Origin of the sequence: Pseudomonas eutrophicaquae (assembly GCF_023544715.1) — a bacterium.
Taxonomy (GTDB): Bacteria; Pseudomonadota; Gammaproteobacteria; order Pseudomonadales; family Pseudomonadaceae; genus Geopseudomonas.
In genome coordinates this window covers 101,742-113,942 of the sequence record NZ_JAMJEZ010000004.1, presented here as the reverse complement: position 1 = coordinate 113,942, position 12,201 = coordinate 101,742, and the positions used below count along the sequence as shown (strand labels likewise).

Annotated in this window: 14 protein-coding genes and 1 pseudogene; 13 read left to right on the top strand and 2 right to left on the bottom strand. The window is 66.3% G+C overall.

Annotated elements, in window-relative coordinates; translation table 11 throughout:
- Positions 1–5: 5 nt before the first annotated feature.
- Entirely contained in the window at positions 6–965 is a 960-nt protein-coding gene (locus MXC11_RS03160; protein ID WP_250005156.1) for an AAA family ATPase, read from the bottom strand.
- 216 nt (positions 966–1,181) lie between these two features.
- Between MXC11_RS03160 and MXC11_RS03155 the strand changes: the two genes are divergently transcribed.
- From MXC11_RS03155 to MXC11_RS03095, 13 genes and pseudogenes are all read left to right on the top strand, one after another.
- On the top strand, positions 1,182–2,624 hold the full coding sequence (locus tag MXC11_RS03155; protein WP_250005153.1) for a sigma-54-dependent transcriptional regulator: 1,443 nt from the start codon (positions 1,182–1,184) through the stop codon (positions 2,622–2,624).
- Positions 2,621–3,451 carry a nucleotide-binding protein gene (locus MXC11_RS03150; protein ID WP_250005152.1) on the top strand — a complete coding sequence of 277 codons (831 nt, stop codon included), beginning with the start codon at positions 2,621–2,623 and terminating at the stop codon, positions 3,449–3,451. The genes MXC11_RS03155 and MXC11_RS03150 overlap by 4 nt, the downstream gene beginning before the upstream one ends.
- Positions 3,452–3,587: 136 nt before the next feature.
- Positions 3,588–4,232, top strand: coding sequence for a cytochrome c biogenesis heme-transporting ATPase CcmA (gene ccmA, locus MXC11_RS03145; protein WP_250005151.1), 645 nt, complete (start codon positions 3,588–3,590; stop codon positions 4,230–4,232).
- Positions 4,225–4,896, top strand: coding sequence for a heme exporter protein CcmB (gene ccmB, locus MXC11_RS03140; protein WP_250005150.1), 672 nt, complete (start codon positions 4,225–4,227; stop codon positions 4,894–4,896). Before ccmA ends, ccmB begins: the two co-directional genes overlap by 8 nt.
- Positions 4,897–4,909: 13 nt before the next feature.
- Entirely contained in the window at positions 4,910–5,653 is a 744-nt protein-coding gene (locus MXC11_RS03135) for a heme ABC transporter permease (protein WP_250005149.1), read from the top strand.
- The gene (gene ccmD / locus MXC11_RS03130) at positions 5,650–5,826 is read left to right on the top strand and encodes a heme exporter protein CcmD (RefSeq protein WP_250005147.1); all 177 of its coding nucleotides are present in this window, start codon (positions 5,650–5,652) and stop codon (positions 5,824–5,826) included. The genes MXC11_RS03135 and ccmD overlap by 4 nt, the downstream gene beginning before the upstream one ends.
- A pseudogene (ccmE, locus tag MXC11_RS03125) lies at positions 5,823–6,242 on the top strand (cytochrome c maturation protein CcmE); the annotation flags it as partial. The gene ccmD and the pseudogene ccmE, both read left to right, overlap by 4 nt.
- A 140-nt stretch (positions 6,243–6,382) precedes the next feature.
- On the top strand, positions 6,383–8,353 hold the full coding sequence (locus tag MXC11_RS03120) for a heme lyase CcmF/NrfE family subunit (protein WP_250005145.1): 1,971 nt from the start codon (positions 6,383–6,385) through the stop codon (positions 8,351–8,353).
- The gene (locus tag MXC11_RS03115) at positions 8,350–8,892 is read left to right on the top strand and encodes a DsbE family thiol:disulfide interchange protein (protein ID WP_250005143.1); all 543 of its coding nucleotides are present in this window, start codon (positions 8,350–8,352) and stop codon (positions 8,890–8,892) included. The genes MXC11_RS03120 and MXC11_RS03115 overlap by 4 nt, the downstream gene beginning before the upstream one ends.
- Entirely contained in the window at positions 8,889–9,377 is a 489-nt protein-coding gene (locus MXC11_RS03110) for a cytochrome c-type biogenesis protein (RefSeq protein ID WP_250005141.1), read from the top strand. Before MXC11_RS03115 ends, MXC11_RS03110 begins: the two co-directional genes overlap by 4 nt.
- Entirely contained in the window at positions 9,377–10,582 is a 1,206-nt protein-coding gene (ccmI, locus tag MXC11_RS03105) for a c-type cytochrome biogenesis protein CcmI (RefSeq protein ID WP_250005138.1), read from the top strand. The genes MXC11_RS03110 and ccmI overlap by 1 nt, the downstream gene beginning before the upstream one ends.
- 120 nt (positions 10,583–10,702) lie before the next feature.
- A complete protein-coding gene (locus tag MXC11_RS03100; protein ID WP_250005136.1) occupies positions 10,703–11,149 on the top strand; it encodes a nucleotidyltransferase substrate binding protein in 447 nt (148 codons plus the stop codon).
- On the top strand, positions 11,136–11,465 hold the full coding sequence (locus MXC11_RS03095) for a nucleotidyltransferase domain-containing protein (protein WP_250005134.1): 330 nt from the start codon (positions 11,136–11,138) through the stop codon (positions 11,463–11,465). Before MXC11_RS03100 ends, MXC11_RS03095 begins: the two co-directional genes overlap by 14 nt.
- Here the strand turns inward: MXC11_RS03095 and MXC11_RS03090 are convergent.
- Complete coding sequence (locus MXC11_RS03090) at positions 11,462–12,193, bottom strand: TrmH family RNA methyltransferase (protein WP_250005132.1); 732 nt, start codon at positions 12,191–12,193, stop codon at positions 11,462–11,464. The two genes, MXC11_RS03095 and MXC11_RS03090, sit on opposite strands and share 4 nt — an antisense overlap.
- Positions 12,194–12,201 lie beyond the last annotated feature (8 nt).

Sequence of the window (12,201 nt, the reverse complement as noted above, 5' to 3'; positions counted from 1 at the left end):
GCGCGTCAGGCCACCGCGACCACATCGAGCAGGCGCTGGATCACCCGATCCTGATCGATGCCGGCCGCCTCGGCCTCAAAGGACAGGATGATGCGGTGACGCAGCACATCGAACAGCACGTTCTGGATGTCCTCGGGGCTGACAAAATCGCGCCCGGCCAGCCAGGCATGTGCCCGTGCGCAGCGATCCAGCGCAATCGAGCCGCGCGGGCTGGCGCCCCAGGCGATCCACTCGGCCAGCTCGGCGTCAAAGCGTGCCGGGGTGCGGGTGGCCATCACCAGCTGCACCAGGTACTCCTCCACCGCATCGGCCATGTACAGGCCGAGGATCTCGTGGCGGGCCGCCATGATCGCTTCCTGGCTCAGGCGCTGCTCGGGCTGGGTCTCGCCGCACAGGGCCTCGCCGCGTGCCTGCTGCAGGATGCGCCGCTCCACCGAGGCATCCGGGTAGCCGAGCTTGACGTGCATCAGGAAGCGATCGAGCTGCGCTTCGGGCAGCGGATAGGTGCCTTCCTGCTCGAGGGGGTTCTGGGTGGCCATCACCAGAAACAGCGGCGGCAGGGCCCAGGTGGTGCGGCCAATGCTCACCTGCCGCTCGGCCATGGCCTCCAGCAGCGCTGACTGCACCTTGGCTGGCGCGCGGTTGATCTCATCGGCCAGCACCAGGTTGTGGAAGATCGGCCCGCGCTGGAATACGAAACTGCCATCCTCAGGGCGGTAGATCTCGGTGCCGGTGATGTCGGCCGGCAGCAGATCCGGGGTGAACTGGATGCGGTGAAACTCTGCTTCCAGACCGGCGGCCAGATCCTTGATCGCCTTGGTCTTGGCCAGCCCCGGCGCGCCTTCGACCAGCAGGTGACCATCGGCGAGCAGGGCAATCAGCAGGCGATCGAGCAGCCGCTCCTGGCCGAGGATCTGGCTGGCAAGGTACTGGCGCAGGGCAAGCAGGGCGTCACGGTGGGACATGGCGGACTCGACGGGTTCGCAAAGGCAGGTGCGCACTTTAATCGATTCGCGCGCGCGGCGGGCAGCCCGCTGTCTGGGTGATGAGTTGTTGGCACACGCCCTGGCAAGCGTCATCTATTTGACTGCTGGCGGGGTTTTGGCTTAACTGCCGCCGATACGGGACGGGTCGCCTTGGCGTGTCGTCTTGCCCCCTTTCTGCCCCAGGTGCGACCGATCATGCTGCGTGATGCCCGTTTGCTGCTGATAGATGATGACCCCCAGCGCTGCCATGACCTGGCGGTGATCCTCGAGTTTCTCGGCGAGCCCTTCCTGATCTGCCAGGGCGAGGACGTGCTGGCGGAATGGCAGGCCCAGGGCGCGCCGGTGCTTTCCTGCCTGCTGCTCGGGCCGCGGCAGGCCAGTCACCGGCTGCGGCTGCTGCGCCAGCTCGGCGGGACGGTCGAGCACCTGCCGATCCTGCTATTTGGAGCGCAGGAGTACGCCAGCTGGCCCGATGAGCTGCGCCGCCGGGTGCTGGCCCAGCTGGACATGCCGCCCAGCTACAGCCAGCTGACCGATGCCCTGCACCGCGTGCAGGTGTACCGGCAGGTCTATGACCGGGACCGTGACCGCGGCCTGCTGCGCGAGCCGAACCTGTTCCGCAGCCTGGTCGGTACCAGCCGCGCCATTCAGGAGGTGCGCGAGCAGCTGCAGCAGGTGGCACAGACCGAGTGCAGCGTGCTGCTGCTGGGCGAGCCGGGCAGTGGCAAGGAGGTGGTGGCGCGCAACCTGCACTACCACTCGCCGCGCCGTGAGCAGCCCTTCGTGCCGTTCAACTGTGCGGCGGTTGATCCAGCGGTGCTGGAGGGCGAGTTGTTCGGTTATCAGCAGGGTGCATTTGCGGGCGCCCTGCATGAGCGGCCCGGGCGGTTGGAAATGGCCGCCGGGGGCACGCTGTTCCTGGACGAGATCGGCTGCCTGCCGCCCTCGGCGCAGGGACGTCTGCAGCGTCTGCTGCAGGAGGACTGCTTCGAGCGCCTAGGCGACAGCCAGCCGCGGCCCCTGAATGTCCGCATTGTCGCTGCCTCGCAACCCGGGCTTGAGCCGCGGATTGCTGTCGGACAGTTCTCCAGTGATCTCTATTACCGGCTGAGCCGCTTCACCATCGAGCTGCCGCCGCTGCGTGAGCGGGTCGAGGATATTCCGCTGCTGATCAACGAGCTGACCGCCCGTCTGGAGCATGAAAAGCGCGGCTCGATTCGCTTCAACTCCGCAGCGCTGCTCTCGCTGTGCCAGCACGACTGGCGCGGCAACGTGCGCGAGCTGGCCAATCTGGTCGAGCGTCTGGCCATCATGCATCCCTATGGAGTGGTCGGGGTGGGCGAGCTGCCGAAGAAGTATCGCTACCTGTCCGAGGAGCTGGACACGGCGCTTCCGGTGGCGGCCAGCAGTCAGGCCAGCCTGCCGGGGCTGGATTCGCCGGTTTTGCTGCCGGTGGGCGGGCTGGACCTCAAGGCCTATCTGGGCAACCTTGAACAGGTGCTGATCCAGCAGGCGATGGACGATGCCGGTGGGGTCGTGGCCCGGGCGGCCGAGCGGCTGCGCCTGCGGCGTACCACGCTGGTGGAAAAGATGCGCAAATACGGCATGCAGCGCCGTGACGAGGAGGACGAGGCATGAGCAAGCCACTGAGCCCGGTCCAGGTGATTGCGCTGGCCAGTGGCAAGGGCGGCGTCGGCAAGACCCAGGCGGCGATCAACTTGGCCTTCTCGCTGGCCGCCCGTGGCCGGCGGGTGATGCTGGTCGATGCCGCCTTTGCCCTGCCGGAGGTGGCCGTCAGTCTGGGCCTGGCGCCGCCGCGCACCCTGGCGCAAGTGCTGGCCGGTGACTGCACGCTGGCCGAGGCAATCCAGCCGGTTGGCGAGCTGCAGCTTCTGGCCGGCAGCAGCCTGGACCCGCTGCCCGACGCCCGCCAGCTGGCCGGGCTGATTCAGGCCTTCAGCACGCTGGCGCAGCCCCCGCAGGTCTTGCTGATCGACTGCTCGCCGGGGCTCGGGGCGGATGTGCGCTGCCTGCTGCGCGCGGCCAGCGAGGTGCTGCTGGTGGTCAGTGATGAGCCGGCAGCCCGGGCCGCTGCGCTGGCCTTGTTGCGCCGCCTGAACAGCGCTCAGGGGCTGCGCCGGGTGCGCCTGCTGGCCAGCATGACGCAGAACGCTGCCGAGGGCCGGGCGCTGCATGAGCGCCTGCTGCAGCAGATCGATGACCTGGACGGCATCGCGCTGGATTACCTCGGCGCAGTGCCCCAGGACGACACCCTGCGCCGCGCCGTGCAGCGCCAGGGGGCGGTCTGCGAGCTGCAGCCGCGCAGCCGCATCGCCCAGACCTATGCCCGGCTGGCCGAGACCATCGATGGCTGGCCGCTGCCGGCCAATCCGCGCGGGCACCTGGAGTTTTTCATCGAGCATCTGGTGGCGGCCCAATACCAGCCGCGTCCACGGCCGGCCTGAGCCGATTCGGCCCGCAGCGCCGGTCACACACTGTTGAAAAATCCGCGCATCGGGCCGTTGGGTGGCTATGTATAATGCGCGCCGACCCGGCCGGCAGACGGCCGGCCTCCCCGGAGCGCCGACGGATAGCCATGCTGTGACCAGTCCCTTCCTTGAAGCCTGCGAGCTTGCCTGCGAGCGTGACCAGCGGCTGCTGTTCGAGCAGCTCGACATGACTTTGCGCCCGGGCGAAATGGTGCAGATTGCCGGCCCCAATGGCAGCGGCAAGACCAGCCTCTTGCGCCTGCTGGCCGGGCTGATGCAGCCGAGCGCCGGCGAAATCCGCCTGAGCGGGCAGGCGCTGGAGCAGCAGTGCGATACCCTGGCCCGCAATCTGTTGTGGATCGGCCATGCGGCCGGCATCAAGGGACTGCTGAGCCCCGAGGAAAACCTCGCCTGGCTGTGCGCCCTGCAGGTGCCGGCCAGCCGTACCGCCATCTGGCAAGCGCTGGCTGCCGTAGGGCTGCGGGGCTTTGAGGATGTGCCCTGCCACACTCTGTCGGCCGGTCAGCAGCGCCGCGTGGCGCTGGCGCGTCTCTATCTGGATCCGCCGCCGCTGTGGATCCTCGATGAGCCCTTCACCGCCCTCGACAAGCAGGGCGTGGCCCAGCTCGAAGCCCACCTCGCCCGGCACTGCGAAGCCGGCGGCATGGTGGTGCTGACCACTCACCACACCCTCGGGCAGCGCCCGTCCGGTTATCGCGAGCTGGATCTGTCGCGGCGGGGGATGGCCTGTGAGTAACGTCTTCACACAGCTGCTGGTGCGCGAGACGCGCCTGCTGTTTCGCCGTCCGGCCGAGCTACTCAACCCGCTGGTGTTCTTCGCCATCGTCATTGCCCTGTTCCCGCTGGCCGTCGGCCCCGAGAGCCAGCAGCTGCAGACCCTCTCGCCAGGGCTGCTCTGGGTTGCGGCGCTTCTGGCAGTCTTGCTGTCGTTGGATGGACTGTTTCGCAGTGATTTTGAGGACGGCTCGCTTGAGCAGTGGGTCCTTTCGCCGCACCCGCTGCCTCTTCTGGTTCTGGCCAAGGTGCTGGCACACTGGCTGCTCTGTGGCCTGAGCCTGGTACTGCTGGCGCCGCTTTTGGCATTGATGCTGGGCCTGCCCGGACGCTGCCTGCCGGTGCTGCTGGCCACGCTGCTCCTTGGCACGCCGATCCTGAGCCTGCTGGGCGCGGTCGGTGCGGCGCTGACCGTGGGCCTCAAGCGCGGTGGTCTGCTGCTGGCGCTGCTGATCCTGCCGCTGTACATCCCGGTGCTGATCCTTGGCAGCGGCGCGCTGCAGGCAGCCCTGCAAGGCCTGCCGGCCGCAGGCCACCTGCTCTGGCTGGCCAGCCTGACGGCGCTGGCCGTGACCCTGACTCCCCTTGCCATCGCAGCCGGCCTGAAGATCAGCGTCGGCGAATGAAGTGAGCATTCCCATGAACTGGACATGGTTTCACAAGCTGGGTTCGCCCAAGTGGTTCTACGACATCAGCGGTCGCTGGCTGCCCTGGCTGTCGGTGGCGACCGTGCTGCTGCTGGCGGTGGGGCTGGTCTGGGGACTGGCTTTTGCACCGCCGGATTACCAGCAGGGCAACAGTTTCCGCATCATCTATATCCACGTCCCGGCAGCCTTCCTTGCCCAGTCCTGCTACATCATGCTGGCGGTGGCCGGCATCGTTGGCCTAGTGTGGAAGATGAAGCTGGCGGATGTGGCCCTGCAGTGCGCCGCACCGATCGGCGCCTGGATGACCTTCATCGCCCTGTTCACCGGCGCGATCTGGGGCAAGCCGACTTGGGGCTCGTACTGGGTCTGGGATGCCCGCCTGACGTCGATGCTGATCCTGCTGTTTCTGTACTTCGGGGTGATTGCCCTCGGCCAGTCGATCAGCAATCGTGACAGCGCCGCCAAGGCCTGTGCGGTGCTGTCGATTGTTGGGGTGATCAATATCCCGATCATCAAGTACTCGGTGGAGTGGTGGAACACCCTGCACCAGCCGGCCACCTTCACCATCACCGAAAAGCCCGCCATGCCGCCGGAGATGTGGATTCCGCTGCTGATCATGGTGCTGGGGTTCTATGCCTTCTTTGCCGTCAGCCTGCTGCTGCGCATGCGCCTTGAGGTGCTGCGCCGCGAGGCACGAGCCAGCTGGGTCAAAGCCGAAGTGGAGCGCCATCTGTGAGTTTTGAATCCTTTAGCGATTTTCTCGCCATGGGCAAGCATGGCGTGTACGTATGGACCTGCTTTGCCGTCAGCCTGGCGGTCCTGGCACTCAATGTGGTGCTGCCGCTTCTGGCACGCCGCCGCTACCTGCAGCAAGAGGCGCGTCGTCTGCGCCGGGAGGGCAAGCAATGAATCCGCAGCGCAAGAAGCGCCTGTTCATCATCCTCGGCCTGCTCACAGGCCTGGCCGTGGCCGTGGGGCTGGCGCTCAGCGCCCTGCAGCAGAACATCAACCTGTTTTACACGCCCACCCAGATCGCGGCTGGCGAGGTGCCGGACGGTGCGCGGATCCGCGCCGGCGGCATGGTCAAGGAGGGCTCGGTGAGCCGCTCCCGTGATTCGCTGGAGGTGGACTTTGTGGTCACCGACTACGCCGCCGATGTGACCATCCGCTATAGCGGCATCCTCCCGGACCTGTTCCGTGAAGGGCAGGGCATCGTCGCCCTCGGTCGGCTGAACGCGGACGGCGTGCTGATTGCCGACGAGGTGCTGGCCAAGCACGACGAGAACTACATGCCGCCGGAAGTCACCCAGGCCCTGGAGAAAGCCAGCCAGCAAGGCGGGGCCGCTGCGGGCAGCGCCTACGGCAACTACGGTGCCAGCAAACCGTCTGCAGCCGGGCAGGACGCCACCGGTACAAAGGTGCAGGATGCGGCCCAGCAACCGTCCTCCTCGCAAGGAGATGAGCAATGATCCCCGAGCTCGGCCATCTGGCCATGATTCTCGCCCTGTGCCTGGCGGTGGTGCAGGGCACCCTGCCGCTGATCGGTGCCTGGCGCGGTGACCGCCTGTGGATGGGGCTGGCCCAGCCGGCGGCTTGGGGGCAGTTCGGCTTCCTGCTGTTTGCTTTCATCTGCCTGACCCATGCCTTCCTGATCGATGATTTCTCGGTGGCCTATGTGGCCAGCAACTCCAACTCGGCGCTGCCCTGGTTCTACAAGATCAGTGCGGTTTGGGGCGCGCATGAGGGCTCGCTGCTGCTCTGGGCGTTGATCATGGCTGGCTGGACCTTTGCCGTGGCGGTGCTGTCGCGCCAATTGCCGGAGGAGATGCTGGCCCGGGTGCTGGGCGTGATGGGCCTGATCAGTGTCGGCTTCCTGCTGTTCATGATCATCACCTCCAACCCGTTCGAGCGCCTGCTGCCCAATGCCCCGGCCGATGGTCGGGACCTCAACCCGCTGCTGCAGGACTTCGGCCTGATCGTGCATCCGCCGATGCTCTACATGGGTTATGTCGGGTTGTCGGTGGCATTTGCCTTCGCCATCGCGGCGCTGCTGGGTGGGCGTCTGGACGCTGCCTGGGCGCGCTGGTCGCGGCCGTGGACCATCGTGGCTTGGTCGTTCCTCGGCATCGGCATCGTGCTCGGTTCCTGGTGGGCCTATTACGAGCTGGGCTGGGGTGGCTGGTGGTTCTGGGACCCGGTCGAGAATGCCTCGTTCATGCCCTGGCTGGTGGCCACTGCGCTGATCCACTCGCTGGCGGTGACGGAGAAGCGCGGCGTGTTCAAGAGCTGGACCGTGCTGCTGGCGATTGCCGCCTTCTCGCTGAGCCTGCTCGGCACCTTCCTGGTGCGCTCCGGCGTGCTGACTTCGGTGCATGCCTTTGCCAATGACCCTGAGCGTGGCACCTTCATCCTGATCTTCCTGCTCTGCGTGGTCGGCAGCTCGCTGGCGCTGTTTGCCCTGCGCGCGCCGGTGGTCAAGAGTCAGGTGGGCTTTGCCCTGTGGTCGCGGGAGACGCTGCTGCTGGCCAACAACCTGATCCTGGTGGTGTCCTGCGCGACCATCCTGCTCGGCACCCTCTATCCGCTGGCACTCGATGCCCTGACCGGCGCCAAGCTCTCGGTCGGCCCGCCGTACTTCAATGCGCTGTTCCTGCCACTGATGGCCTTGCTGATGCTGACCCTTGGCATCGGCGTGCTGGTGCGCTGGAAGGACACCCCGGTGCGCTGGCTGGGCGGCATGCTCCGTCCGGTGCTGGTACTGGCTGCTGTGCTCGGCTTTGTCGCCGCCTGGCTGCTGGGCGACTTCCACTGGGCCGTCCTGGCCACCACGCTGCTGAGTGCCTGGGTGGTGCTGACCGGTGTGCGTGACATCCTCGACAAGACCCGCCACAAGGGGCTGCTCAAGGGCCTGCCGGTTCTGTCGCGCAGTTACTGGGGCATGCAGATGGCGCATGTCGGAATCGCGGTCTGTGCGCTGGGGGTGGTGCTGTCCAGCCAGTACACCGTCGAACGTGACCTGCGCATGGCGCCGGGCGAATCGGCGGAGCTGGGTGGCTATCAGTTCGTCTTCGAGGGTGCCCGTCCTCATCAAGGCCCCAACTACACCGCTGACAAGGCCACCGTGCGGGTGATCGAGGCGGGCCGCGAGATTGCCGTGCTCTATCCCGAGAAGCGTCTGTACACCGTGCAGCAGATGCCGATGACCGAGGCGGGCATCGATGCCGGTTTCTGGCGTGACCTGTATGTTGCGCTGGGCGAGCCGCTGGATGAGGGGGCGTGGGCCGTGCGCCTGCACGTCAAACCCTATGTGCGCTGGATCTGGCTGGGCGGGCTGATGATGGCCTTCGGTGGTCTGCTGGCCGCGCTGGATCGCCGCTACCGGGTCAAGGTCCGCACGCGGGTCAGCGAAGCGCTGGGCGGCGAGGTGCGCGCATGAACCGTCGCCTGCTGCTGATCCTGCCGCTGCTGGGCTTTCTGGTGCTGGCGGGCCTGCTCTACAAGGGGCTGTTTTTGGATCCCCGTGACATCGGCTCGACGATGATCGGCAAGCCGCTGCCGAGCTTTGCGCTGCCCTCACTGGAAGACCCGCAGCGCACTGTGCGTGCCGAGGATCTGCGGGGCCAGCCGGCGCTGCTCAATGTCTGGGCCACCTGGTGCCCGACCTGCCGCGACGAGCACGAAATGCTCAACCGTCTGGCCGCTCAAGGCGTGCTGGTGTATGGCGTCAACTACAAGGATGACAGCGAGCTGGCGCGGCGCTGGCTGGCCCAGCTGGGCAATCCGTATCGCCTGAACGTTGCGGATCCGCAAGGCAGCCTCGGCATCAACCTGGGTGTCTATGGCGCGCCGGAAACCTTCCTGCTCGACAAGGACGGCATCGTCCGTCACAAGTACGTCGGGGCCATCGATGAGCGCGTCTGGCGTGAACAACTGGCGCCGCTGTACCGCGCATTGCTCGATGAGGCTGGCCAATGAAGCACATCCTGCTGGCTGCCAGTCTGGGGCTGGGCGTGCTGCTCAGCGCCCAGGCGGCAGTGGATACCTACGAGTTTCGGGATGACGCCGAGCGCGCCCGCTATCGCACGCTGGTCGAGGAGCTGCGCTGCCCGAAATGCCAGAACCAGAACATTGCTGATTCGGATGCGCCGATCGCCATGGATCTGCGCCGCGAGATCTTCCGCATGCTCGGCGAGGGGCAGAGCAACGAGCAGATCGTCGATTACCTGGTCGATCGCTACGGTGACTTCGTGCGCTATCGCCCGCCGGTCAATGCGCGCACCTGGCTGCTCTGGTACGGGCCCTGGCTGATGCTGGGCGGTGGCCTGCTGGTGCTGGGCGGCATCGTCCTACGTCGGCGCCGCGCCAGTGCCGCGGGGGCCGCAGCGCCGGCAGCCCATGATCTTTCCGCCGAGGAGCGTGCGCGCCTCGACCACCTGCTCAACCACAAGGCTGATCGCTGATGACCACGTTCTGGCTGGCTGCCGCCGTTCTGCTACTGGCGGCCCTCGCCCTGTTGCTGATTCCTGTACTGCGCGGCCAACGCGCGCAGGCTGAAGAAGACCGCACTGCCCTCAATGTAGCGCTCTATCAGGAGCGCATTACCGAGCTGGATGCCCAGTATGCGGCTGGCGCGCTGGACAGCACCCAGCTGGAGCAGGGCCGCAGCGAGGCGGCCCGCGAGCTGCTGGCTGATACCGAAAAGGGCGGTTTGCAGGTGCGCAGCCCGCTCGGGCGCTGGCTGCCGCTGGCACTGAGCCTGCTATTGCCGGTGGTGGCCGCCGGCCTTTATCTGCAGTGGGGGGCCAGCGCTGCGCTCACGCTGCGTCAGGAGATGGCCCAGGCGCCGCAGACCCTGGAAGAGGCGGTGGCGCGCCTGGAGGCAACGGTCAAGGCGCAGCCGGATAACGCTGAGGCCTGGTACTTCCTTGGGCGCAGTTACATGAGCCAGCAGCGTCCACAGCAGGCCGCGGGTGCCTTTGCCCAGGCCGTTGACAAGGCTGGCCGGCATCCTGAGCTGCTCGCCCAGTGGGCGCAGGCGCTGTACTTTGCCGGCAACCAGCGCCTGACCGCGGAAATCCGTCAGCTGGGTGAGGAAGTGCTCGCGCAGGACCCTCAGGATGTGACCGTGCTCGGCCTGTTCGGCGTGGCTGCCTTTGAGGAGCAGCGCTTTGCCGAGGCCATCGAATACTGGGGGCGGCTGGCGGCGCTGCTGGCGGCCAATGATCCATCCCGCGCCGCCATCGAGGGCGGCATCGCCCGCGCCCGCGAGGAGCTGATTGCCCGTGGTGAGTCTGTACCGGAGCCTGCGGCGGCGGTGCCAGCGGTGGAACTGAAGGTCAAGGTCAGCCTGGCTGCTGAGCTGGCTGACAAGGTGCAGCCGGGCGATACGGTGTTCGTCTTTGCCCGCGCCGCCTCCGGCCCGCCGATGCCGCTGGCAGCCAAGCGCCTGACGGTGGCGGACCTGCCGGCGGAGGTCAGCCTCTCCGACAGTGATGCGATGATGCCGCAGCTCAAGCTCTCCGGCTTCCCCGAAGTGCAGCTGGTCGCGCGCATCTCCCGCGCCGGCAGCCCGACTGAAGGGGAGTGGTTCGGCGACCTGCCACCGGTCAAGACCGCTGAGAGCAGCACCCAGGTGCTGGTGATTGATACGCCTGAGGTGCGGTAGGTTTACGGCAGCGGGTAATGTCCCGGCACAACGTCAGGTCGCTCTGTGGGCGAGCGACCTGGCGTGGTCGTCATGGCAACCACTCATGCCCTGCATAGGCTTTTTCGGAGGAGTCCAGCGGTGATCTATCTGAATACCGAGCACCTTGAGCGCTGTATCCGCACCTTGCGCTCCTCCCTCGACCTGTATGCCCGTGCTGAACCTGGCAGCATCGAGCAGGAGGTTTTCCGCAATGCCATTGTCAAGGGTTACGAGCTGGTTCAGGAAACAGCCTTCAAGCTGTTGCGCAAGGCATTACGCGAATTTGGTCATGGCGCGCGCAAGCTCAATGACTTGCCGATCAAGGATGTCTTGCGGCTGGCTGCCAGCCACGGGCTGATGGGTGTTGAGGCGGTGGAGCGCTGGTTTGCCTACCGCGACAATCGCAACAATACCGCCCACGACTATGGCGAGGGCTTCGCCAAGGAAACACTGGTACTGCTACCGGCCTTTCTCGACGATGTCAGCGAACTGGCCGCGGTGCTAGATGACCGGCTCGGTAAGGACAGCGAGCATGCCCAGGCTTGATCGCAAGCAGCTAGAACTGCCACCGCGCTATTTGGCGATGGTGCAGCAGATTCTGCGCCAGCATGTGGCTGATGCTGAGGTCTGGGCCTATGGCAGCCGGGTGAACGGCGGCAGCTACGAAGCCAGTGACCTTGATCTGGTGCTGAGCCATCCTGCGGCGCCCGATCAGCCAGATACCCGCCTCGGCGCACTTCGTGAAGCCTTCTCCGACAGCAACCTGCCGATCATTGTCCAGGTGGTCGACTGGGCGCAGATTCCTGAGGCTTTCCGCCGCGAGGTCGAAGCGGGGTATGTGGTGGTGCAACGAACGCCTTAGCGACTCAACTCATACGCACACAGGCTGACCGTCGAGGCCAGGTTCAGTGACTCGATGCTGCCGCAGCCGCCAATCGTGAAGGGCCGGGCGCCGAGTGCAGCGAGCTGCTCGCGGGGCACGCCGCGGGCTTCGTTACCGAACAGGTAGCAATCAAAGTCGCGAAATGCCGCGGACTGCACAGGCTCACCCTGCATGTCCAGGCAGGCAATCCGTGGGAAGCGCGCGTGCAGTGCCTCCAGCGTCACCTCCAGCTCCAGCGGGGTGTGGAAGATCGCGCCCATGCTGGCGCGCACTACCTTGGGGTTGTATGGATCGACACTGCCCGGGCTCAGCAGGCAGCGAAAACCGCCGAACCAGGCCAGGCTACGCAGGATGGTGCCAAGGTTGCCGGGGTCCTGGATTTCATGCAGGTAGATGGCGCGCTCACCTGCCGCCGGGGCGCCGGCTGGCGTGCCGGCATCCGGCAGCGGCACCACGGCCAGAATCCCTTGCGGGGTCTGGGTGCCTGCAATCTGCGCCATCTGCCGATCAGTGATCAGGTGACGGCGCAGCGGGCTGGGCCAATGCTCATACGCAGCGGTCACGTACAACTGGCTGCGCAGCAGGCGTGGGTCGTGCGCTGCGGCCTTGTACAACTCCAGCAGCAGGTGCTCGCCTTCGACCAGAAAATGCCCGAACTCGCTCCGGTACTTCTTCTGCTGTAGCTTCTTGATGTCGTCGAGTTTCATCAGATCGG